21 protein-coding genes are annotated in these 22,517 nt (G+C 71.5%); 11 read left to right on the top strand and 10 right to left on the bottom strand.

Going from position 1 to position 22,517, the window contains the following annotated elements:
* Nucleotides 1-15 precede the first annotated feature (15 nt).
* On the top strand, nucleotides 16-1,047 hold the full coding sequence (locus tag NNW99_RS30965) for an L-idonate 5-dehydrogenase (protein ID WP_215124519.1): 1,032 nt from the start codon (nucleotides 16-18) through the stop codon (nucleotides 1,045-1,047).
* Between the two features lie 76 nt (nucleotides 1,048-1,123).
* On the opposite strand, the gene NNW99_RS30960 is transcribed toward NNW99_RS30965, so the two are convergent.
* The 4 genes from NNW99_RS30960 to NNW99_RS30945 form a co-directional block, all read right to left on the bottom strand.
* Nucleotides 1,124-1,738 carry a cytochrome b/b6 domain-containing protein gene (locus tag NNW99_RS30960; protein WP_215122464.1) on the bottom strand — a complete coding sequence of 205 codons (615 nt, stop codon included), beginning with the start codon at nucleotides 1,736-1,738 and terminating at the stop codon, nucleotides 1,124-1,126.
* Nucleotides 1,722-2,447 (bottom strand): molybdopterin-dependent oxidoreductase, encoded by a 726-nt coding sequence (locus tag NNW99_RS30955; RefSeq protein WP_215124518.1) that lies wholly within the window; start codon nucleotides 2,445-2,447, stop codon nucleotides 1,722-1,724. The genes NNW99_RS30960 and NNW99_RS30955 overlap by 17 nt, the downstream gene beginning before the upstream one ends.
* A 150-nt stretch (nucleotides 2,448-2,597) precedes the next feature.
* A complete protein-coding gene (locus NNW99_RS30950) occupies nucleotides 2,598-4,142 on the bottom strand; it encodes an APC family permease (protein WP_215122463.1) in 1,545 nt (514 codons plus the stop codon).
* Between the two features lie 34 nt (nucleotides 4,143-4,176).
* The gene (locus NNW99_RS30945) at nucleotides 4,177-5,127 is read right to left on the bottom strand and encodes a hypothetical protein (RefSeq protein WP_215122462.1); all 951 of its coding nucleotides are present in this window, start codon (nucleotides 5,125-5,127) and stop codon (nucleotides 4,177-4,179) included.
* 365 nt (nucleotides 5,128-5,492) lie between these two features.
* Between NNW99_RS30945 and NNW99_RS30940 the strand changes: the two genes are divergently transcribed.
* From NNW99_RS30940 to NNW99_RS30925, 4 genes are read left to right on the top strand one after another with little or no spacing between them, the layout of a single operon-like run.
* Nucleotides 5,493-6,410, top strand: a complete 918-nt coding sequence (locus NNW99_RS30940; RefSeq protein WP_251057981.1) for a DMT family transporter — start codon at nucleotides 5,493-5,495, stop codon at nucleotides 6,408-6,410.
* A gap of 32 nt (nucleotides 6,411-6,442) precedes the next feature.
* Nucleotides 6,443-6,958 (top strand): NUDIX hydrolase, encoded by a 516-nt coding sequence (locus tag NNW99_RS30935; RefSeq protein ID WP_215122460.1) that lies wholly within the window; start codon nucleotides 6,443-6,445, stop codon nucleotides 6,956-6,958.
* 45 nt (nucleotides 6,959-7,003) lie between these two features.
* A complete protein-coding gene (locus tag NNW99_RS30930) occupies nucleotides 7,004-7,396 on the top strand; it encodes a YidH family protein (protein WP_215122459.1) in 393 nt (130 codons plus the stop codon).
* On the top strand, nucleotides 7,393-7,728 hold the full coding sequence (locus tag NNW99_RS30925; RefSeq protein ID WP_215122458.1) for a DUF202 domain-containing protein: 336 nt from the start codon (nucleotides 7,393-7,395) through the stop codon (nucleotides 7,726-7,728). Before NNW99_RS30930 ends, NNW99_RS30925 begins: the two co-directional genes overlap by 4 nt.
* 23 nt (nucleotides 7,729-7,751) lie before the next feature.
* On the opposite strand, the gene NNW99_RS30920 is transcribed toward NNW99_RS30925, so the two are convergent.
* Nucleotides 7,752-8,696: an NADP-dependent oxidoreductase gene (locus NNW99_RS30920; protein WP_215122457.1), complete on the bottom strand. Its 945-nt coding sequence runs from the start codon at nucleotides 8,694-8,696 to the stop codon at nucleotides 7,752-7,754.
* 220 nt (nucleotides 8,697-8,916) lie between these two features.
* On the opposite strand from NNW99_RS30920, the gene NNW99_RS30915 reads away from it, so the two are divergent.
* Both NNW99_RS30915 and NNW99_RS30910 read left to right on the top strand, forming a co-directional pair.
* Nucleotides 8,917-9,951: a phosphotransferase family protein gene (locus tag NNW99_RS30915; RefSeq protein WP_215122456.1), complete on the top strand. Its 1,035-nt coding sequence runs from the start codon at nucleotides 8,917-8,919 to the stop codon at nucleotides 9,949-9,951.
* A gap of 5 nt (nucleotides 9,952-9,956) precedes the next feature.
* Nucleotides 9,957-11,171, top strand: coding sequence for an acyl-CoA dehydrogenase family protein (locus NNW99_RS30910; RefSeq protein ID WP_215122455.1), 1,215 nt, complete (start codon nucleotides 9,957-9,959; stop codon nucleotides 11,169-11,171).
* A 248-nt stretch (nucleotides 11,172-11,419) separates the two neighbouring features.
* On the opposite strand, the gene NNW99_RS30905 is transcribed toward NNW99_RS30910, so the two are convergent.
* From NNW99_RS30905 to NNW99_RS30895, 3 genes are read right to left on the bottom strand one after another with little or no spacing between them, the layout of a single operon-like run.
* Nucleotides 11,420-12,013, bottom strand: coding sequence for a TetR/AcrR family transcriptional regulator (locus NNW99_RS30905; RefSeq protein ID WP_215122454.1), 594 nt, complete (start codon nucleotides 12,011-12,013; stop codon nucleotides 11,420-11,422).
* Between the two features lie 28 nt (nucleotides 12,014-12,041).
* Entirely contained in the window at nucleotides 12,042-13,706 is a 1,665-nt protein-coding gene (locus tag NNW99_RS30900) for a class I adenylate-forming enzyme family protein (RefSeq protein WP_215122453.1), read from the bottom strand.
* Nucleotides 13,703-14,476: an SDR family oxidoreductase gene (locus NNW99_RS30895; RefSeq protein ID WP_215122452.1), complete on the bottom strand. Its 774-nt coding sequence runs from the start codon at nucleotides 14,474-14,476 to the stop codon at nucleotides 13,703-13,705. Before NNW99_RS30895 ends, NNW99_RS30900 begins: the two co-directional genes overlap by 4 nt.
* A 195-nt stretch (nucleotides 14,477-14,671) precedes the next feature.
* On the opposite strand from NNW99_RS30895, the gene NNW99_RS30890 reads away from it, so the two are divergent.
* Together NNW99_RS30890 and NNW99_RS30885 are read left to right on the top strand one after the other, a co-directional pair.
* On the top strand, nucleotides 14,672-15,907 hold the full coding sequence (locus tag NNW99_RS30890) for an exo-beta-N-acetylmuramidase NamZ domain-containing protein (protein WP_215122451.1): 1,236 nt from the start codon (nucleotides 14,672-14,674) through the stop codon (nucleotides 15,905-15,907).
* Between the two features lie 107 nt (nucleotides 15,908-16,014).
* Nucleotides 16,015-17,334, top strand: coding sequence for a serine-threonine protein kinase (locus tag NNW99_RS30885; protein WP_215122450.1), 1,320 nt, complete (start codon nucleotides 16,015-16,017; stop codon nucleotides 17,332-17,334).
* Between the two features lie 28 nt (nucleotides 17,335-17,362).
* Here NNW99_RS30885 and NNW99_RS30880 read toward each other — a convergent pair whose 3' ends face one another.
* Entirely contained in the window at nucleotides 17,363-20,161 is a 2,799-nt protein-coding gene (locus NNW99_RS30880; RefSeq protein WP_215122449.1) for a penicillin acylase family protein, read from the bottom strand.
* A 262-nt stretch (nucleotides 20,162-20,423) separates the two neighbouring features.
* Here NNW99_RS30880 and NNW99_RS30875 point away from each other — a divergent pair, with 262 nt between their 5' ends.
* Both NNW99_RS30875 and NNW99_RS30870 read left to right on the top strand, forming a co-directional pair.
* On the top strand, nucleotides 20,424-21,029 hold the full coding sequence (locus NNW99_RS30875; RefSeq protein ID WP_215122448.1) for a hypothetical protein: 606 nt from the start codon (nucleotides 20,424-20,426) through the stop codon (nucleotides 21,027-21,029).
* Between the two features lie 93 nt (nucleotides 21,030-21,122).
* Nucleotides 21,123-21,860, top strand: a complete 738-nt coding sequence (locus tag NNW99_RS30870) for a 3-keto-5-aminohexanoate cleavage protein (protein WP_215122447.1) — start codon at nucleotides 21,123-21,125, stop codon at nucleotides 21,858-21,860.
* 159 nt (nucleotides 21,861-22,019) lie between these two features.
* Here NNW99_RS30870 and soxR read toward each other — a convergent pair whose 3' ends face one another.
* Nucleotides 22,020-22,484, bottom strand: a complete 465-nt coding sequence (gene soxR, locus NNW99_RS30865; RefSeq protein ID WP_215122446.1) for a redox-sensitive transcriptional activator SoxR — start codon at nucleotides 22,482-22,484, stop codon at nucleotides 22,020-22,022.
* Nucleotides 22,485-22,517: the final 33 nt, after the last annotated feature.

Below are 22,517 nucleotides of genomic sequence, written 5' to 3'. Positions count from 1 at the left end.
ATTCAGGAGGTTGTGATGCTGGGTTGTGTGATTCACGGTCAGGACGACCTCCGGGTCGCGCAGTTGCCGGTGCCGGAGCCCGGGCCGGGGCAGGCGCTGGTCGCCGTCCGGTACGGCGGGGTGTGCGGGTCCGATCTGCACTACTGGCGGCACGGCGGGGTCGGTGACTTCCGGCTCCGCGAGCCGATGGTGCTCGGGCACGAGGTCGTCGGGACGGTCCTCGGGTACGGGGACGGCGCCTCGGGTCCGGCTCCGGGTACGGCCGTGGCCGTGCACCCGGCGACCCCGTGCGGGGTGTGCCCGGAGTGCTCGGCCGGGCGGCGGAACGTGTGCCGGGACACCAGTTATCTGGGCAGTGCGGCGCGTTTCCCGCATGTGCAGGGCGGGTTCGCGGCCCAGGTCGTCGTGCCCAGTGAGCAGTTGCGGGCGCTGCCTGAGGGTCTGGAGCTGCGCCGGGCCGCGCTCGCCGAGCCGCTGTCCGTCGCGCTGCACGCGGTGCGGCGGGCCGGGGACGTGGCCGGGCGGCATGTGCTGGTGACCGGGGCCGGGCCGATCGGGTGTCTGGTGGTCGCCGCGGCGAAGGCGGCGGGGGCGGCGCAGGTCACTGTGACGGACCTGCTGCCCGAGGCGCTGGAGTATGCCCGGGTCGCCGGTGCGGAGACGGTGGTGCGGGCCGATGACCCCGACGATGCCGGGTGGCCCGACGAGGTCGATGTGGCGATCGAGGCGTCCGGGGTGGCCGCGGGGCTTGACGCGTGTCTGCGGCGGGTGCGGCGGGGTGGGGTTGTCGTGCAGTTGGGGATGTTGCCGCCGGGGCAGAGTCCGTTTGCGGGGAACCTTGTGGTGAGCCGGGAGATCGAGCTTCGGGGGGCGTTCCGGTTCGATACGGAGTTTGATGCGGCGTTGGAGTTGTTGGCTGTGGAGCCGGCGTTCGATGGGCTGGTGAGTGCGGTGGTTCCTGTGGGGGATGCCGAGTCTGCTTTTGCTTTGGCCGCTGATCGGAGTCGGTCTTGCAAGGTGCTGTTGGATTTTTCCGTTGCGCCGTAGGTGGTTGATGTTGTCCGGGGGCTGCGGGTGTGTTGTGGCTTGTCGCGCAGTTCCCCGCGCCCCTGAGGGGCAACACCTACCGGCGCCATAGAGGGTGCTGGCGGTCCGCCCAGTCTCTGCTCACCTTGCCCGTTCTCATTCCTCTGCGCGCTTCCGGGTCCGCTGCCGCCATGCCGATGTGGCCGGCCAGGACGATGCCGATGGTGAGGGCCAGCCAGTCGTGGACGAAAGTTGCGCTGGTGCGCCAGAGCAGGGGGGTGAGGTGGGTGAACCACATCATCAGGCCGGTGGCGAGCATGACGAGGGTGGCGCCGGCGATCCAGGCGGCGTAGATCTTCTGGCCGGCGTTGAACTTGGCGGCGGGGCGGGAGTCGGGGCGTCTGTCGCGGTGCAGGGCGGCGCGCAGCCAGGTGCGGTCGTGGGGGCCGAAGCGGTTGAGGTGGCCGAGGTCGGCTCGGAAGGCTCGGGAGGCGAGGCCTGCCAGGACCGGGACGGGCAGGGCCAGGCCTGACCACTGGTGCAGGGTGACGACCAGGGCGCGGCGGCCCACGAGTTCGGCGAGCTGGGGGACGTAGAGGCAGGCCGCCGTCAGGACGCACAGGCCCATCAGGGCGGCCGTCGTGCGGTGGATCCAGCGCTCGGTCCGGGTGAAGCGGCTGACCTCGGCCGCGGTGTCAGCTCGTGGGGGCATCGTCGCGTCCGTTCGAGCGGCCCACCCAGGCGTCGATGTCGTAGCCGCGCTCCTCCCAGTAGCCCGGGTCGACCTCGTCGGTCAGGGTGATGCCGGAGAGCCACTTGGCGGACTTGTAGAAGTACATGGGCGCCACATAGAGGCGGACCGGGCCGCCGTGGGAGTGGCCGAGGTCCTTGTCCTGCATGCGCAGGGCGACCAGGACGTCCGCGCGGCGGGCCTGGGCGAGGGTGAGGCTCTCGGTGTAGGTGCCGTCGAAGCAGGTGAAGCGGATCGCCTTCGCGGTGGGGCGTACACCGGCCGCGTCGAGGAGCCGGGAGAGGCGTACGCCTTCGAACGGGGTGTCCGGGACCCGCCAGCCGGTGACGCACTGGACGTCGCGGACCATGCGGGTCTGCGGCAGGGCTTTCAACGCGTCCAGCGTGTAGGTCGTGGGGCGGTCGACCAGGCCGTCGATCCTGAGGCGGTAGGTGTCGGCGTTCTTGCGCGGGACGGACGAGGCGACCGAGTAGTAGCGGAAGCCGCCGCCGTTCGGGAGCAGTCCGGTCAGGCCGGTGGGGTCCTTGTCGGCGGCGCCGCCGAGGAAGCCCTCCAGGCCGCTCTGCAGCTTGGGGGCGGCGACGACGCCCAGGGCGCCCGCGGCGAGGGTGCCGAGGAAGACGCGGCGGCCGACCGGGGTGCCCCGCTCCTCGGGGTGTCCGTCGTTCACGCCGTCTTGTACGTCCCCGTGCACGCCCCCATTCACATCCTCGTCGCCCCTCTTCGCGTTCACGTTCTCATTCGAACACCCGCGGCCCCGGCAGGACAGGGATCGCGGGTGCTCGTCAGACTTCCGTAACCACTTCTTACGCGGGCCGCCTCAGGACGAGGCCGCCTTGTCGAGCTGGAACGCCTCGTTGCCGAGGCCGATCCGGGCGTGCTTCTCGGGGGCGCGGGCGCGCAGCACCAGGCCCAGGACCAGGCCGGCGACGAGGGCGAGGCCGATGACTCCGGGCAGGACCCAGAGCAGCGAGGAGTCCGGGCCGGCGCCGACCAGCACCTCGAAGTCCTTCACGGTGTAGCCGGCGATCACGAGCAGGGCGAGGCCCGACAGTGTGGCGGTGACCAGCCGCCAGGCCTGGGCTCCGGCGGCGCCGCGGCGGACGAAGAAGACGACGACCGACAGGGAGGCCGCCGCCATCAGCAGGATCACACCGAGGGCGCCGATGTTGCCGAGCCAGGTGAAGAGCTGCAGGACGGGCGCGGTCGGGTCGCCGGCCGGCTTGTCGTCGGCGATCGCGAAGGCGGCCACGACGACCAGGGCGATGACGGTCTGGAGCAGCGAGCCGGTGCCGGGGGCGCCGCTGGTGCCGCTGGTGCGGCCGAAGGCGGCGGGCAGCAGGCCCTCGCGGCCCATGGCGAAGGCGTACCGAGCGACGACGTTGTGGAAGCTGAGCAGGGCGGCGAACATGCCGGTGACGAACAGGACGTGCAGGACGTCGGTGAAGGTGCCGCCGAGGCGGGACTCGGTGAGGAAGAACAGCAGTCCGGCGCTCTGCTTCTGGGCCGTGCCGACGATCGCGGAGGGGCCGGTGGCGACGGTGAGGGCCCAGCTGCTCAGCGCGAAGAAGACGGCGACCCCGCCGACGGCGAAGAACATCACGCGCGGCACCAGGACGTGCGGGCGGCTGGTCTCCTCGGCGTAGACGGGGGCCTGCTCGAAGCCGAGGAACGCGGCGATGCAGAAGCACAGGGCGGTGCCGACGCCCGCGCCGGTGAGCGTGTCGGGGTTGAAGGCGTGCAGCGACAGGCCTTCCTTGCCGGGGTCGGCGAGGGCGGCGATGTCGAAGATCACGACGAGGAGCACCTCGATGACCAGCAGCACACCGAGCACGCGCGCGTTGACGTCGATCTTCAGCCAGCCGAGCAGTCCGACGGCGAGGGCGGCCACCAGGGCCGGTATCCACCAGGCGATCTCCACGTCGGCGTAGGTGGCGAGGAGGCCGGAGACCTCGAAGCCGAAGATGCCGTAGATGCCGATCTGGAGCGCGTTGTAGGCGACGAGGGCGACCAGGGCGGCGCCCGCGCCGGCGGTGCCGCCGAGGCCGCGGGAGATGTAGGCGTAGAAGGCGCCGGCGTTGTGGACGTGGCGGCTCATCTCGGCGTAGCCCACGCTGAACAGGATCAGGACGACGCCGAGGAGGACGAAGAGCAGCGGCTGGCCGACGATGCCCATCACCGCGAATGTGGTGGGCATGACACCCGCGACCACCATGAGCGGGGCGGTCGCCGCGAGGACGGAGAGCAGCAGTCCCCCGGTGCCGAGGCGGTCGGCGCGCAGGGCGCGCTCCTGTCCCTTGAACGTACTGATGCCGCCGCCGGCGGCGGACGTGCTCGTGCTCGTGCTCGAACTGTCCGTGGTCATCGGGAGAGCGTCCTCACTTCGGGGGGTGGCGGGGTCAGGTCGTGCCGAGCGCGCCGGCGCGGGCGGCGGCGAAGGCGGTGTGCGGGTCGCGGTCCGGATACGACCAGGGCGCCGGGGTGGCGTACCGGCCGATCCGGTGGAACAGGGCGGCGGCCTCGGCGCCCCGCCCCTCGCAGAACTTGGCGTGGGCCAGGAAGTTCAGGTCGATCAGCCGGCGCGGGTGGCCCTCCAGCTCCCACTCCAGCCACCAGTCGAAGGCGGTCTTCATCACCTGCCGGGCGCGGCGGCCGGCCCAGTGGCCCGAGACGGAGGGGTCGGCGGGCTCGTACCCGGCGGCCGCCAGGACGCGGTAGCGCTCGGCGTGGGCGATGACGGGCAGGATCGCGAGCGGGGAGTCGGCCGGTGCCTGTTCGGCGGCCCAGTTGGCGAAGTCGTAGACCTCGTGCAGCGGGTCCGGGCCGGCCTCGATGCGGCGTGCGGCGAGCCGGGCGACCATCAGGTGGTGGGCGTGGTGGTGGTCGGCGTACCGGCCGCGGACCGCCTCGAAGCGCCGGACCACGTCCATGTCGGTGCCGGTCGCGCACTCCAGCATCAGCAGGCCGAGCCAGGGGGTGGGGTCGGCCGGGGCGCGGGTGACGGCGCTCTCGCAGGCCTCGCGGGCGCGGACCGGCTTGCCCTTGCCGCGCAGCACCCGCCGTACCTCGGCGAAGGCGAGCAGGACGGAGGCGTCGGCGGACTCGGGTTCGGCGAGCAGCCACTCACGGGCCCAGGCGGCGCAGTAGGACTCGGCCGCGAGGACCGTGATCCGGTGGCCGCGGCGGTCCCAGTCGTCCCCGGTGCGCACCAGCAGGGAACGGACGTGCTGCCAGCGGCCCTGCGCCAGCGCGGCGCGCGCGGCCACGAGGTCGGCGTCGTCGAGGGCCTCGTCGAAGGCCTGTGCCGCACGTCTGCGGCCACGGCCGAGGGGAGGCGGGGGTGGGGACACCGCGGGACTTCCTCACGCGCTCTTCTGGTGTTTCGGCTCACGGCGGTCGATGGGGCGCGGGTGTGCGCAATGCCATGAACTGATCACGCACAGCCAACCCCCCGCCAACGGTTGACGTCAAGGGCCGTCGTCGCGTTACACGCGTCAAGTGGTGTTACTTGTGAGGGAGTTGTGATCAAAGGGGAGCGGGAGGAGCATGTGACCGGCATCCGATTTATCCGTTTCGCCCTTTGTGACGTACGTCATAGCGTTAGCCGGTTTTGACCCGGACCATGGCAGGACGTACGGGCGCGCCGGGCGGAGCCGGCCGGTACAGTCGGCCCCTACGCAACCGTGAACCCGACCTGATGATCGAGGTACACCGCGTGTCGGTTCTAGTTCTCGTGCTCGCCCTGAGCGCCGCCTGCTGTCTTGGCTTCGGCTTCGTCCTGCAGCAGAACGCGGCCCAGCGGGCACCGCTGAGCGACTTCCTCTCCTTCCGTCTGCTGATCGACCTGGTGAAGGTGCCGCGCTGGCTCGGCGGCATCGCGCTGATGGTGGTCGGCATGGCGCTGGGCGCCGCCGCCCTGGGCCAGGGCGAGCTGTCCCTGGTGGAGCCGCTGCTGGCGACGAACCTGCTGTTCGCGCTCGCACTGTCCCGCAAGCAGACCAAGCAGCCACTGGGCCGCCAGGGCTGGGCGGGCCTGCTGCTGCTGGCCGGCGGAGTGACCGCGTTCATCGTGGCGGGACAGCCACAGGGCGGCGCCGCGACGGCCGATCCGGTGCGGCAGTGGCTGATCATCGGGGTCATGGTCGGGCTCGCGCTGCTGCTCACCACACACGCCAAGCGCTCGCGGCTCAGCTCCGGACCCGTACTGCTGGCCCTGGCCGCCGGGCTGCTCTACGGCGTGCAGGACGCGCTGACCCGGGTCAGCGGCCAGAAGTTCTCCGAGGGCGGCTTCGCCGAGCTGCTGACCGGCTGGCAGCCGTACGCGGTTCTCGCGCTGGGCGTCACGGGGCTGGTCCTCGTGCAGAGCGCCTTCGAGACCGCCTCCCTGCGCAAGTCGCTGCCCGCCCTGACCGCGGCCCAGCCGCTCGCCGGGATCATCTGCGGCGTCGGCTTCCTCGGCGACCGGCTACGCACCGACGCGGTGGCCCTGAGCTGGGAGGCCGGCGGTCTGCTGGCCGTGGTCGCCGGGATCGTGCTGCTCGGGCTGCATCCGGCGATGCCGCACGGCCTGACGGACCGGGCCCGCGTGGGAAAGCTACCGGCACAGCCGCAGCCGCAGCCCCAGCCGCAGTGATTCCGGCGCCGCCCCCCTGCTTGGATGAGGGCATGAGCGCTGCTGACGAGATCCTCGACATCGTCGACGAGAACGACCAGGTCATCGGGCAGTTGCCCCGAGGCGAGGTGTACGCCGGGGGCCTGCGGCACCGCTGCGTGTTCATCCAGGCCCGGGACGCCCAGGGGCGCCTCTTCGTGCACCGGCGGACCCCCACCAAGCTGGTCTTCCCCTCCCTCTACGACATGTTCGTCGGCGGAGTCGTCGGCGCGGGCGAGGCCTACGACACGGCGGCCCTGCGCGAGGCCGAGGAGGAGCTGGGCGTGACCGGCCTGCCAAAGCCGCGGTACCTCTTCAAGTTCCTCTACGACGACGGCGGCGGCCGGAGCTGGTGGTCGGCGGTGTACGAGGTCCGCTGCGAGCTTCCCGTGCGGCCGCAGGCCGAGGAGGTGGCCTGGCACGACTTCCTGCCCGACGACGAGGTGGAGCGGCGCCTCGGGGAGTGGGAATGGGTGCCGGACGGGCTGGCGGCGTACGAACGGCTCAAGGCGTTCCGGTCGAGGCCGTAGCGGGCGGCAGCGCCCGGCCAGGACCTCCCAGGTAGGGTCGCGCAGGTGATCGAGTTCGTACGGAACGTCCGTTTGTGGTTCGCGCCCGCGGAGGTCCGGCAGGACGGCGAGACGCCCGACTACCGGTTCTCGCTGGCGAACGAACGCACCTTCCTGGCCTGGCTGCGCACCGCGCTCGCGCTGATCGGCGGCGGCTTCGCCGTGGACCAGTTCCTGCCGGACCTGCGCTGGGGCTGGCGGGTGGGGCTGGCGCTCGCGCTGCTGGCGGCGGGGGTGCTGTGCTCGCTGCGGGCGGTCAACCACTGGGTGCGCTGCGAGCGGGCCATGCGCCGGGGCGAGGATCTGCCCGTCTCCCGGTTCCCGGCGCTGCTGAGCCTCGTCGTGGCGGTCGTCGCCGTGGCCATGGTGCTGGTGGTGCTCGTGGGGTGGGAGGGGTGAGCACGGCTCACAGCGCGCCCCGCACCCCCGACCGCGACCCCGGGCTCCAGCCCGAGCGGACCCGGCTCGCGTGGCGGCGTACGACGCTCTCGGGCACGGTCGCCGCCGTGCTCGCCGTGAAGACCGCGCTGCACGGCGGCGCGTCGGTGGCCGGGGTGGTCGGATGCGCCCTGTGCTGTGTCCTGTGGCTGGGCTTCCTCGGCGTCGCCCACCGCCGTATCCGCACGCTCTCAGCCTCGGGCAGCCCCGCGGCGTTCGCGCCCCGGCACGCGACGGCCGCGGTGCTGTGCACGGTGGCGATGGCGGTGTGCGGGGCGGCCCTCGTTCTCTAGGCCGCATCCGCGGGCCAGGGGGGTTACGCGCCCTCCGTCTCCCAGTCCACCGTGACGACGATCTTGCCGCGGGTGCGGCCCTCCTGGTTCAGCAGGTGCGCGTCCGCCGCCCGCTCCAGCGGGAAGGTCTCGGAGACATGCACGCTCACCACGCCCTGTTCCGCCAGGTCGGACAACCGCTGGAGGTCCTCGGCGTCGGGGCGCACGAAGTAGTAGCGGCCGCCGTAGTTCACGACGTCGCCGTCGGCGATCGACGCCAGGCGGCCCTCGGGGGCCAGCAGGTTCGCCGAGGCCTTCAGCGCGTCACCGCCGATGGTGTCGAACACCGCGTCCACGCCCTCGGGCGCCAGCCCCCGCACCCGCTCGCCCAGGCCCTCGCCGTACGTCACCGGCTCGCCGCCGAGGCCCCGCACGAAGTCGTGGTTGGGCTCGCTCGCCGTACCGATCACCCGGGCGCCGAGGTGGGTGCCGAGCTGGACGGCGATCGATCCGACGCCGCCGGCCGCCGCGTGCACCAGGACGGTCTCGCCGCGCTTCACCTGGAGCACCTTGAGCAGCACCTGGTAGGCGGTGAGCCCGACCAGCGGCAGCCCGGCCGCCTCCTCGAAGGAGAAGTTGCGGGGCTTGCGGGCGAGGGTGCGCAGGGGCGCGGCCACGTACTCGGCGAAGGTGCCCCGGGAGAGGAAGTCCTCGCGCACGTACCCGATGACCTCGTCCCCGACGTCGAACTCCGAGACGGCCACGCCGGGCCGTACGACGACGCCCGAGACGTCCCAGCCGGGCACCACGGGGAAGACGGGTTCGAGGATGGCGTCGAGGTAGCCCTCGCGGGCCTTCCAGTCGACGGGGTTCACGGACGCCGCCCGCACCTTCACCAGCACGGCGTCCGGGCCGACCTTGGGATCGCGGACCTCCCCGAACGCCAGCACCTCGGGTCCGCCGTACCGTGAGTAGCTGATGGCCTTCATGGCTCCGACCTTCCGGGCTCCCCGGACGGCACGCAAGCCGGATGGCCTGAACGTAGCGGTCCAGGCATCTCCTGACGGGCCCCTGGACCTCCCCGGCGTCCCATGGGAGAGGTCGTCGGCCTATCGTGGCTCCGATCACGTTTCGGCCCCCCTCTGGACGACATACCGACCGGTCGGCATCATGAGTCGGGAACCGTCCATCTCCCCGTAGGAGCGACGCATGAGCCCCGACCACCCGCCCGGACTCGATCTCGACCGGCTGCGCGGCCTGCTCGACCGGGAGCGCCCCGGCCTGGTGAACGGCCCGCTGTCCGGCCGGCTGATCGAGGGCGGCCGGTCGAACCTCACCTACGCGGTCTCCGACGGCACCGCGCGCTGGGTCGTGCGGCGGCCTCCGCTCGGCCACGTCCTGGCCACCGCGCACGACATGAAGCGCGAGCACCGGGTGATCAGCGGTCTGTACCCGACCGCCGTGCCGGTTCCCCAGCCGGTGTTGCTGTGCGAGGACGAGGAGGTGCTCGGGTCGCCCTTCTACGTCATGGAGTTCGTCGAGGGCACCCCCTATCGCACCGCCGACCAGCTCGTGCCGCTCGGTCCGGAGCGGACCCGGGGCGCGGTGCTGAACCTGGTGGACACGCTGGTGGAGCTGCACGCCGTGGACCCGGGTGAGGTCGGGCTCGCGGACTTCGGGCGGCCCGAGGGCTTCCTGGACCGGCAGCTGCGGCGCTGGGGCAAGCAGCTCGACGCCTCCCGCAACCGCGACCTGGACGGCATCGACGAACTGCACGCCGCCCTCGGCCGGGACCTGCCCCGCTCCCCCGCCCCGGCCGTCGTGCACGGCGACTACCGGCTCGACAATGTGCTGATCGGCGAGGACGACACCATCCGGGCGATCCTCGACTGGGAGATGTCGACGCTCGGCGACCCGCTCACCGACCTCGGTCTGCTGGTCATGTACAGCATGCCGCTGGGCATGCCCGACTCCCCCGTCTCCACCACCGCCGAGGCCCCCGGGCATCCGGCACCGTCCGAACTCATCGAGCGGTACGCCGCGCGCTCGGGGCGCGACGTCTCCGCGGTCTCCTGGTACACGGCGTTCGCCTGGTTCAAGCTCGCCGTGATCCTCGAGGGCATCCACTACCGCTACACGCTCGGCCAGACGGTCGGGCGCGGGTTCGACCGCATCGGCGACCTCGTGCCCGTCTTCGTCCGGCACGGGCTGACCACGCTTCACGAGGGCCTTCAGGAGGGCTGATCCGTATGGACTTCGCGTTCGACGCACGCACCGAGGAGCTGCGCGCCAAGCTGCTCACCTTCATGGACGAGTACGTCTATCCCGCCGAGGCCGTCGCGGAGGAGCAGCGCGCCCTGCTCGCCTCCCCGTGGGACACGCCGGCGGTCGTGGAGGAGCTGAAGGCCGAGGCGCGCAGGCAGGGGCTGTGGAACCTGTTCCTGCCGGACTCCGAGTACGGGGCCGGGCTCACCAACCTCCAGTACGCGCCGCTCGCCGAGATCATGGGCCGCTCCCCGCATCTGGCGCCGACGGCGACGAACTGCGCGGCGCCCGACACCGGGAACATGGAGGTGCTCACCCAGTTCGGTGACGAGCAGCAGCGCAAGCAGTGGCTGGAGCCGCTGCTTGCCGGTGAGATCCGCTCGGCGTTCGCGATGACCGAGCCGGAGGTGGCCTCCTCGGACGCCACCAACATCACCACGCACATCGAGCGGTCCGGCGACGAGTACGTCATCACCGGCCGCAAGTGGTACATCTCCGGGGCGATGAACCCCGACTGCAAGATCTTCATCGTGATGGGCAAGACGGACCCGGACGGGGACGACATCCGCCGTCAGCAGTCCATGGTGCTGGTGCCCCGTGACACGCCGGGTGTGACCGTCAAGCGCGCGATGCGGGTCTTCGGCTACGAGGACCACTCCCACGGCGGCCACGCCGAGGTCATCTTCGACGGGGCGCGTGTGCCGGCGTCGAACCTGATCGGCGAGGAGGGCGGCGGCTTCGCCATCGCGCAGGCGCGGCTCGGTCCCGGCCGGATCCACCACTGTATGCGGCTGATCGGCATGGCGGAGCGGGCGATCGAGCTGATGTGCCGGCGGGCGGTGTCCCGTACGGCGTTCGGCAAGGCGCTGGCGCAGCAGGGTGTGGTGCACAACTGGATCGCGGACGCGCGGGTGACGGTGGAGCAGTTGCGGCTGCTCGTGCTGAAGACTGCGTGGCTGATGGACACGGTCGGGAACAAGGGCGCCCACACCGAGATCCAGTCGATCAAGATCGCTACGCCTCGGGCGGTGGTGGACATTCTCGACCGGGCGATCCAGTTGCACGGGGCGGGGGGTGTCAGTCAGGACTTCCCGCTGGCGGAGCTGTATGCGGCGGCGCGGACGCTGATGATCGCGGACGGGCCTGATGAGGTGCATCAGCGGTCGTTGGCTCGGCGGGAGTTGAAGAAGTACGTGTAGGTGGGGCGGGCGGTGGGGGTTTTCTCGCCCCCGCCGCCCCTACCCGTCCCATCCCAGGGGCTCCGCCCCTTCGACCCCGCCAGGGGGCTGCGCCCCCTGGACCCCCCTTCGGCCTGAACGGCCTCGTCCTCAAACGCCGGACGGGCTGGGTGGGACTCGGCTCGGCGTTTCGAGTTCGGCCTCTTGACCGGCCGATTCGGGTGGTGGGTGGGCATAGGCCGGGGGTCCAGGGGGCGGAGCCCCCTGGGTCAGGGGCGCAGGGCCCGCATCAACAAGTCGGCCAGGTGGTCGGCTACCTGTTGCGGGCTCATCGGGCCATCCGGCCGGTACCACGTCGACAGGTGGTGGACCGAGCCGAAGTGGTAGTCGACGACCAGGTCCGCCGGGGTCGTCCTGGAGAAGATGCCCGACTCCTGGCCCTCCTCGACCAGCGCCCGGAAACGCTCGTGGTAGCGGCGCCGCTCGGAGCGGACCTGCTTGTTCTTCTCGGGGCTGAGATGGTGCATCGACCGCCAGAAGATCATCGCGTCGTCGAGATTGTCGATGGTCGTCACCACGACGTCCGCCGCCGCGGACCGCAGCCGCTTCTCCACCGGCTCGTCCGCGTCCGCGATGACGTCCAGCCGCTCCTGCTGGATGCGCAGCACGCGCGCGTACACCTCGTGCAGCAGGTCGTCCTTGGAGCCGAAGTAGTGGTACAGCGCCCCCTTGGTGACGCCGGCCGCCTCGACGATCTCCTGCACCGAGGTGCGGTCGTAGCCCTGCTCCGCGAAGAGCCGGGTGGCGGCGGCCAGGAGCCGCTGAGGCACGGGGGTGCCGTCCGAGTCCGTAGTCCTGGGCACTGCCGCCACCTGCCTTTCCGTACTGCTGTCAGTTGTCTTGCGTACGGGAACGAAGTTCCCGACGGAGGATCTTCCCACTGGCCGTCTTCGGCAAGTCGGGCAGGATCTCCACCTGGCGCGGGTATTTGTAGGCGGCCAGTCTCTCCTTGCAGTAGGCGGCGAGCGCATCCGGGTCCGTCTCGGCGTCCGGACGCAGGCTGATGTACGCCTTGACGGTCTCCCCGCGATACCCGTCGGGCACCCCGACGACGGCGGCCTCGCGCACCGCCGGGTGCGTGTAGAGCACGTCCTCGACCTCGCGCGGCCACACCTTGAAGCCGGACGCGTTGATCATGTCCTTCTTGCGGTCGACGACGTACAGCCAGCCCTGTTCGTCCATGAAGCCGATGTCGCCGGTGCGCAGTTCGGCGCCGGGGAACGTCTCGGCGGTGGCGTCGGCGCGCCGCCAGTAGCCGGGCACGACCTGCGGGCCGCGTACGGCGATCTCGCCCTGCTCGCCGAAGGGCACCTCGTCGCCGTGGTCGTCGACGATCCGTACGACCGTGTCGGGGCCGGGCAGGCCCACGGCGAGCGTCCCGGAGGCCGGGTCGACGGGTGCCTCCAGGCCGGGCGGCACGGAGGCGCAGGGCGCGGTGCACTCGGTCAGTCCGTAGCCGTTGCGGATGTACGGCCCGAAGCCCGAACGGAACTTCTCCACCAGCGCGGGCGGCAGCGGGGCGCCCCCGGAGGAGATCACCCGGAAGGAGGAGAAGTGGTCGCGGGTGACCGTGGGGTGGGCGGCCAGCGCCATGAAGGCCGTGGAGGGGCCGACGGTGTAGTGCGGCGCGTGCTCGGCGAACGCGTCCAGCACCACGCCCGCCTCGAAGCGGTAGGCCAGTACGAGCGTGCCCCCGCTGTTCAGACAGGCGCCGAACTGACAGACCATGCCCGTGATGTGGAACAGCGGCGCCATCGCGAAGTACACGGGCCGCTCGGGCAGCCCCAGGCCGGTCCGCTGCCGCTCGGCGTTGTACATGATGTTGCCGTGCGTGTTGGTGGCGCCCTTGGGGGTGCCGCTCGTGCCGGAGGTGTAGCTGATCAGCGCGATGTCGGAGGGCCCGGGCACCCGGTCCGCCGGTGCCTTGTTCCCGGCGCGCGCCACCGTCACCAGGTCATCGGCGTCCGGGGCCTGCGGCAGCCGCTCGAAGGTCAGCACGCGCGCGTCGTCACGCGTCTGGAAGTCCCGCTCGCATCCGGTGAGCACGATCCGCACGGGCGAGTCGGCCGCCGTCTCGCGCAGATACGACTCCCACGCCCGGTCCGAGCAGATCAGCGCGGCCACCTCGCCGTCCCGCAGGACGTGGGTCACCTCGCCCGACTTGTACATCGGGTTGACGGGCACGACGACCGCGCCCGCCTTCCACGCGCCGAGCACGGCGAGCACGAAGTGCGGGGAGTTCTGCAGCAGCACCGCGACCCGGTCACCGCGCTCCAGGCCGCGCGCCGCGAGATGCCCGGCGACGGAGTCGCTGAGCTCGTCGACCTCCCCGTAGGTCAGCCGGCCGTCGAAGTAGGCCAGGAAGTCGTTGTCCGGCGTCTCGGCCACCACCCGTCGCAGGGCGTGCACGAGGGAGCCGGCGGGGCTGATCGGGCCCTTCTGGGCCTCGCCGAGCAGGGCGAGCCAGGGTTTGGCCGCGTAGCGGGACTCGGTCACCGGGTCTCCTCCCACTGCTGCTGGATGCGGTTCATGCCGGTCAGCCACCGGTCGGGGTCACCGGCCCGGGCCTGGTGATAGGCGGCTACCTCCGGGTGCGGAAGGATCAGGAAGCGGTCCTCCTCGATGCCCTTGAGCAGGGCGTCCGCGACGGCGTCCGGCTCGATCGCGGTCGGCTGCAGCACCAGGTCGCCCGCGCTGCCGGTGGCGGCGAGCATGTCGGTGCGGACGCCCTGCGGGCAGATCGCGTGGACCTTCACACCCCGGTGCCGGTACGTCAGCGACAGCCACTCGGCGTAGGCGAGGGCGCCGTGCTTGGTGACGGCGTAGGGCGCGGCACCGATCATGGTGAGCAGCCCGGCTGCGGACACCGTGGACACGAACCGGCCGCTGCCGCGCTCCAGCCAGGCCGGCAGCAACTGCTCGGCGGCCCGGACATGGGCCATGACGTTCACGTCCCAGGACGTCGACCACGCCTTCTCGTCCAGCGCCCGACCGGAGTCGACGCCGTCGAAGGCGACACCGGCGTTGGCGCAGTACACGTCGACGGTCCCGCCGAGCGCGTCCCGGGCGTCCCCGACGATCGCCGAGGCGTCACCGGGCACGGCGATCCCCCCGACCTCGTCCGCGACGTGCTTGGCCCGCTCGGCATCCAGGTCATTGACCACGACCCGGGCCCCCTCGGCGGCGAAGCGCCGGGCCAGCGCGGCCCCGATCCCGCCACCGGCCCCCGTGACAACGACTCCGGCCCCTTGAAAGGCTCCCACCATCGGTCTCCTTAGACGCGGCTCAGCAATGGCGCCAGACTAACCGGTCGGTATGTACCACGGAAGGGGTATCGGCAACGCCCCTCAAGGGGCGCGGGGAACTGCGCGAAGGACCACAGACGGCCCGCAGCCTCCCCACAGCCCGCGGAAGCGCATACCGTGCCCATGCCGACCGTCCCCGCTCAAGGAGGTCACCGCATGCGCCCTTCAAGACGAGCCGTACTCACGGCGGCCACGGCGGCAGCCGTATCAGCGGCACCCCCCACGGCCGCCGCCCAGCGCCACAAAAAACTACGCACCGGCTTCGAACGACTCGCCCAGGACGGCTACACCCCGCTCGACAGCCAAAAGGTCGGCATCGTCACCAACCCCACCGGCATCACCCGCGACGCCCGCCACATCGTCGACGTCATGCACGCGGACGACCGCGTCGACCTCACCGCCGTCTTCGGCCCCGAGCACGGCTTCCGAGGCACCGCCCAGGCCGGCGGCTCCGAAGGCCGCTACGACGACCCGGCGACCGGTCTGCCCGTCTACGACACGTACCTCAAGAGCGGCCGCCCCCTCGCCGACATCTTCACCGCGTCCGGCGTGGACACGGTCGTCTTCGACATCCAGGACGTCGGCGCCCGCTTCTACACGTACATCTGGACCCTGTACGACTGCATGGAGGCCGCCCAGCTCGCCGGCAAGCGGTTCGTGGTGCTGGACCGGCCCAACCCGGTGACGGGTCGCGCGGCCCTCGGGCCCGTGCTGCACAAGGAGTTCGCCACGTTCGTCGGGCGGCAACCCGTCTCCCAGGCCCACGGGATGACCGTCGCGGAGCTGGCGCGGCTGTTCAACGGCGAGTTCCTCACCGACCCCGTGCCGCTGGAGACCGTGATGATGTCGGGCTGGAAGCGCTCGGATTTCTACGACGCCTCCGGTCTGCCCTGGGTGCCGCCGAGCCCGAACATGCCGACGCCGGAGACGGCCCTGGTGTACTCGGGGACGTGCCTGTTCGAGGGCACGAACCTGTCGGAGGGGCGTGGCACGACCCGGCCGTTCGAGCTGCTGGGCGCGGAGGGGATCGACCGGCGCTGGGCGGCCGAGGCGAACGAACTCGGGCTGCCGGGCGTGCGGTTCAGGGAGGCGTACTTCGCGCCGACCTTCTCGAAGTTCCAGGGCAAGACGGTCGGCGGCGTCCAGCTCCATGTGCACGACCGGGCCGCGTTCGACCCCGTGCGCACGGGAATCGCCCTGCTCGTGACCGCCAAGCGGGTCTGGAGCGGCTTCGCCTGGCGTCCCGACCACTGGATCGACAAGCTCACCGGCTCCACGCGCGTACGCACGATGATCGACGCGGGCGCGGACACCGACGAGGTCGTGGCGGGGTGGCAGCAGGACCTGGCGGCGTTCCGGCGGACGCGACGGGAGTACCTCGTCTACCGCTGAGCACGGCATACGGGCCCCCAATGCGCCCGTGACGTATGGCCAATCGGCCCGGTTGGCAGGACGATGCGCCCAGATCGCGGCGTCACCCGGGGGCTAGGGGGCCTGTCATGGCGGATCCGGCGATGAGTGTGACTCCCTACTGGGAGCTGACCTTCGACGCGGACGGGGACCCGGTGGGCCGCCAGCGGGACCGGTTGCTCGCCGGGGTGGCGGAACGCAGGGTGCGCGACCTGATCGTCTTCGCGCACGGCTGGAACAACGACCGATCGGGCGCGACGCGGCTCTACGACCGTTTCCTCGCGCCCTTCCCTCGGCTGGCCCCGGCGGCCCGGGTCGGGTACGTCGGGGTGCTGTGGCCGGCGATGCGGTTCTCCGACGAGCCGATCCCGGACCTGCCCAGGGCCGTGGCGGCCGAGGCCCCCGGGCGGCCCGTGCTCGACAAGGACACGCGGCACGCGCTGCTGGAGACCTTCCCGGGCCGGGCGATCCTGGTCGACCAGATCGCGCGGCTGCTGGAGCAGCAGCCGCCGGAGGAGGCCGAACTGGAGGAGTTCGGGCGGCTGGTGCGGCTGCTGGTGGAGGTGGTGGCGCCCGGGCCGCAGGAGCTGTTCGCGGCGGACACGGTGGCGGAGGGGGTGCCGCAGAGCGAGCCGGAGATGTTCGCCGGATCGTCGGCGGCGGCCTGCGAGGAGTTCGCTCAGGCCCTCGCGGAGCTCGAAGCGTCCGGCGGACGGCGGGACTTCCGGCTCCCGAACCCCTGGGACGGTGCGCACGAACTCCTGCGGCAGGCGACGTACTACGCGATGAAGCGGCGCGCGGGAACCGTCGGCGAGCGTGGCCTCGGCCGGGTCGTCGGGCAGCTCGCCAAGGCGGCGCCGGATGTGCGCGTGCACCTGGTGGGGCACAGCTTCGGCGCGCGGCTGGTGTCGTTCGCGCTGCGCGGACTGCCCGAGGGCGTGCGCTCGGTGAAGTCCGTGACACTACTCCAAGGGGCGTTCTCGCACTACGCGTTCGCGGCCCGGCTGCCGCACGACCCGCGCGCGGGAGGGGTCCTCCAGGGGCAGCAGAACCGCATCGACGGCCCCCTGGTGTGCTGCCACTCCCGGCACGACACGGCCCTCGGCACGATCTATCCGCTGGCGTCCCGGATGGCGGGCGACAGCCGGTCGGTCGCCACCGGCCTCGACCTGAGCCGGGCCCTGGGCGAGAAGTGGGGTGCGATGGGCTGCGGCGGGGCGCGGGCGGTGCCGGGCACGCGCGCGTACACCCTCGCCAAGGCCCTGACGGTGAAACCGCCCGCCTCGGGGTGCGTGAACGTCGACGCGTCGGCGGTGGTCAGACGCGGCGGCCCGCCGGCCGGGGCGCACAGCGACATCCTGCACGAGGAGCTGGCCCGGCTGGTGCTGGCGGCGGGCCGCGTGCGCTGACCCGCCGCCTGTTGTCGGAGCTGCCGGGTCACCGGTGCGAGGTGAACTCCACGACCTGCTGGTAGGTCGGCCGGTTCTGCCAGCTGATCTTGCCGTGCTTGATACCGCCGAGGGTGCGATGGATGACCGAGTCGGCACACCACTGGTCGCCCGCCGCGCACTGGTCGTCGCCGGGGTAGACCTGGGCGGCGGTCTTTCCGGCCGCCTCCTTCAGGGTGCCGACGAGGGTGTCGCGGCAGGCGCCGAGGCTGCCGTCGCCGCAGTACTTCCTGGCCAGCGGCCCCTGCACCTGCTCGCCGAGCACGGCCCGGAGGTCCTTGTCGACATAGCTCCACCAGCCGTACTGGAAGGAGCTTCCGGCGTGCGAGCCGGTCGGGCCGTGGGCGGCCGACGGGGACTCGTCGACGGGCAGGTTCGCGGTCATGGCCTCGTACAGCTCACTGCCGAGGCCCGGTTCGAACTCGGCCTTGACCAGCAGCGGCCACCAGGCGTCCAGGATGCGGATCGCGTCGGCGTCGGCGTACTTCTTGGAGCCGGCCGAGGTCTCGGTGCGCTTGCCGCCTGCCGCGACCCAGGCCTGGAGCTTGCCGACGGCAGCGGCGGTGGCGGAGTCGGTGACCGGCGAACTCGTGACGACCTTCAGCAGCCTGGGCAGGACGTCCTCCGCCCGCAGATCGGCCGTCCCCGCGTCGGCCATGGCCTTCACCAGCGAGGCCCGGGTCACCCCGCCCTGCCGGACCAGCTTCTTCACCCGGTCCTCCAGGAGGTTGCCACGGTGCACGGACCCGTTGCCCCAGGGCGCGGTCGTGTAGTCCTTGGCCTGCTTGTTGTTCCAGGAGATGTAGTAGTCCTGGTCGATCGAGTTCGGGTGGGCGGAGGGCGGGGTGTAGTCGGCCGTGTTGGCCGCCGGGTCCCAGCCCCGCCACTCGTACGCCGGCCGCGCCCACACCGGGAACTCGGCGTCGACGCCGTTCGCGCGCACCGGGTTGTCTCCGCTGTTGTAGTACGCGGTGTGCTCGGAGTCGGCGTAGAACCAGTTGAAGGTGTAGTTGATGTGCTGCACCGCCTTCTGGAAGGACTCCGGGCCCTTGACGTAGCCGGGGTCGTTCAGCATCTGGAAGCCGATGATGGAGTCGGCCTCGTGCATGAAGGACGAGCGCAGGGTGGTGTAGGCGACCTTCTTGCCGCCGACCGTCGCGCGGTATTCGACCGGGCCGTACTTCGTGCGCCAGACGCGCATCGTGTACGAGCCGGCCGCGGTGCCGTCGGCGGTGGTGGGCTTCCAGGCGTTCTTCTGCTCGATCTTCTCCATCGGCGTGCAGGTGCCGCGGTACAAGTAGTGGTGGTCGTCCTGGCACAGTTCGACGGCGTAGGTGTCGATGATGTCCTGGCCGGAGGTCGTGGCGCTCCACGCGTAGTCCTGGCCCCGGCCGAGTTCCACGTACATGCTCAGGCCCGCGAAGGAGGCGCCGCGGGCGCTGATGCCCGGGCCCTGGATCTCCTGGAGCAGCAGCAACTGCGGGGCGAAGTAGCCGGTCTGCGGGCCGAACACGGCGACGGGGTGGCCGCTGGCGGTGTGCTCGCCGCCGACCACGAGGGCGTTGGACATGCCCCGCTTGGCGGACGACAGGGCCGTCTTCGCCGCCTCGCCGGAGGCGCCGGTGGCACCGGCCGTCGCGGCGCTGCCGGTGCGGTCGTACACGAGCGGCTCGGGCTCCACCGAGCCGGCGTCGGGCAGGGCCGTGCCCTGCGGATCGTCGGGCTTGGTCGCGTACGGGAAGCTGCCGTCGTGGACGGTGAGGACGGCCTCCGGGTCGTTGCGCTCGCGGAACGACTCCCAGACCTTGGTGCCCTCGGCCACGCCGTACTTCTCCTGGGCGGCCAGCAGCGAGAGCGCGTTGTTGACCTCGCCGCCCCCGCCGGAACCGAACAGCGCGCCGATGACCGAGCCCAGCGCGACCAGGTCGGTGATCTTGAAGTGCTCGATCGTCCCGGCGTTGGTGACGGAGTCCTTGTGGCCGGTGAGGACGTACTCGCCGGGGAAGTAGCGGCCGCTGTCGGAAGCGTCGATGTAGGAGTTGATGCCGTCGAGATAGGCCGTGGCGTCGGCGAGGGCCTGCTTGCCGCGCTCGCCGCCCGTGGCGACGGCGTTGTCGATCTGCGCCTGCAGATCGGCCTCGGTGTACGGGGCGTGCCGCCAGAACTGCTGTTCCAATCCCTGGTTGGAGGGCGCGCCGCCGGCGAATGCGGTGAGCCGGCCGCGCCCGACATGGCGGAAGACGTCCATCAGCCAGAGCCGGTCCTGGGCGGCCGCGTAGCCGGCCCCGAACTCGGTGCCGTACCGGGTAGTGCCGGTGATGTGCGGCACACCCGTCTTCTTGTCACGGACGATCGTCACATCGGCCCGCCCGGCGGGCTTGACGGTGGAGGCGACCTGGTCCGCCGGGACCCCGAAGGAGGCGTCGTTGAAGAAGTCGTTGATCTTGTCGTTAGTGAGGCCGGTGTAGCCCTTGGCGAGGTTCGCGTAGGGCCCGAGCTGGTCCTCGGCGTGCTCGGGCTGGGTGCCGAAGGCCTGATTGAGGAGGATCTGGGCGAGGGTGGCGTTGCCGTTCTGGCCGGGCGGAAGAATGTCCGAACACTGGTTGCCGCAGTAGTCGTTCACCGAGGCCGCGACCTGCGCGGTCGCTGTTTCCGAGGCGGCCGCCGGGGCGAGCGGCGACAAAAGTCCTGCGATCAGGGCGCATACCGAAGCGGTCTTCAGGAACCCGGGGATTCCCCGGGGAGTTCTCATTCTGCCGAGAGCGGTGCGTGGGGTACGCCGTGGCATGGGGGGCTCCTCGCGAGGGGGTGGCCGGATGTTACCGCCGGTATCCCCGGCTTTGAAGATGAACAAGCGTCACTTCTTGGAGTCAGCACAACAGGCACACGGACCACGGCAGTCGACTCGCGAGCCCCTTAGGACGGCTTATGGAGGGCATTTGAAATCGGATGGAGCCGATTCGCTTGTCGATACGTCTATTCGGCGACGTCCGTACGACGACGCCGAAGTGACCGGATTACAGGTGCAGGTGTGACGGAGGTGCAGGACGATGGCCGGTTTCCGGAGTCTGGCGAGACAGGTCCGCGATCCGCGGTGCGATCTCGCATTGCGGCGCTATTCGCTGCGCAAGTGCCTTGAGAGGTTCGCCCCTTACGGGCACAGGGCGACCTGGGACCATTTGTGCTCCCGGGCAGGGTTCGGTCCCGAGGACCGCTCCCCCGATCCAGTGCGGCTCGTGGCCGCACTGGACGAACTGGAAGAGGCGCGGGCGGTCTGGCTGGCCTACGAGGTCGACTTCGCCGAGCGCCGCAAGAAGGAGAAGCACGACGGACTGCGCCGGCCGGGCAGTGTGGACGACTGGCACCGGCTGACCTGGGGCGGGTTCGGTGTGGCGTGGTGCGACGATCCGGCGGTCCATCCCCGTGAACCGCTGGCCGAGGTACTGCGCCGGCTGATCGCCGCGCTGGAGCGCGAACCGGGCTCGGCGTGCCCGGTGTGCGGCGGGGGGCAACTCGCCTGGAAGTACGACCTGGACCACGAACCATCGGCGGGTCCGGTCTGCACGGACTGCGGAATCCTGGTGCCGCGTCCCGTGCTCACGCCCGAGTCCCTGGCGTTCGCCAGGCGGGCGAGGCCACTGTTGATGTCGGCTTGACGAACGCGGGTGCGCGGGGGGTGCGCCGGGGATGCCGCACCCCCACTGTCGCCGCCGGGGCCGGTTGTCAGTGGTGACTGGCACCATCGGGACATGGTGCAGGTGTGTCTGAACGGGGCGCGGGGAGCCGCCGACGGTGCGGCGGTGCCGCTGACGCCCGAGGCGATGGCCGAGTCCGCGGCGGAGGCCGTCGCGGCCGGGGCCACGGACATCCATGTTCACCCCAAGACGCCGTGCGGACGGGACACGCTGTCGCCGCGCGTGCTCGCGGTGACGCTGGAGGCGATTCGGGCGCGGGTGTCGGTGCCGGTCGGGGTGACGACGGGGGCGTGGGCTGAGCCGGACCCCGCCGCCAGGGTGGAGCGTGTCCGGGGGTGGACGGTGCTGCCCGACCACGCTTCGGTCAACTGGCATGAGCCGGGGGCGGAGGAGGTGGCCGCCGCGCTTCTCGATCTCGGGGTGGGGGTGGAGGCGGGGATCTGGTCGGGGACGGACGGGGCGGAGCGGTTTGCCGCGTCTTCGCTGGGGCCGAGGGTTTTGCGGGTGCTGGCCGAGGTGACGGACACGGATGCGGGGAGTGCCGTTGCCTCTGCGCGGGGGTTGCTGTCCGAGATCGGTTCCGCCCATGGCCGTCCTGTGTTGTTGCACGGGGAGGACGGGGGTGCTTGGCCTGTGCTGCGGCTCGCGGGGCGGTTGGGGGTGGGGGCTCGGGTCGGGCTTGAGGATGTGCTGGTGTTGCCGGGTGGGGGGCGGGCTCGGTCCAATGCGGAGTTGGTTTTGGCGGGGTTGGGTGAGTACGCGCTTGGTCGGGCGGCGGGTGCTCGGCGTTGAGGCTGGGGGCGGGGGGTGCGCAGCCCGGCGGAGCGGGGTGCCTCCCCCACTCTCGGCTTCGCTCGAGCGGGGGGACCCCCACCGCCCACCCGTGCCGCCCTGGGGGCACCTCCCAGGCCCTTAAGGCACTGGGGGAGGCACGCATGCCCGCAGCTCTGGCTATGCGCGGTTCTTGTCCACCATCAGGCGGGAGCCTGTGCGGCGTTCGCCGAAGGCGTCGTCCGGGTTGGAGAGGACGCAGCCTTCGAGGGAGAGGCAGCCGCAGCCGATGCAGTCGGTGAGGTGGTCGCGCAGGCGGTTCAGTTGGGCGATGCGCTCGTCCAGTTCGGAGCGCCAGGCTTCCGAGAGGTGCGCCCAGTCCTCCCTGGTCGGCGTGCGCTCCTCGGGGAGTTCCGCCAGTGCCTCGCGGATCGTCGCCAGCGGGATGCCGACCCGTTGCGCGGCCCTGATGAAGGCGACCCGGCGGAGCGTGTCACGTGAGTAGCGGCGCTGGTTGCCGGAGGTCCGGCGGCTGCCGATCAGGCCCTTGGACTCGTAGAAGTGCAGCGCGGAGACGGCCGCGCCGCTGCGCGCCGCGAGCTGGCCGACCGTGAGCTCATGGATCTGCTCTGGAATCTGGGGCACCCATCGAACCCTACCCAGTCCGTTGACACGACC

Origin of the sequence: Streptomyces sp. CRCS-T-1 (assembly GCF_024442335.1) — a bacterium.
GTDB classification, from domain to species: Bacteria; Actinomycetota; Actinomycetes; order Streptomycetales; family Streptomycetaceae; genus Streptomyces; species Streptomyces koelreuteriae.
This window is presented reverse-complemented; position numbering and strand designations above follow the sequence as displayed.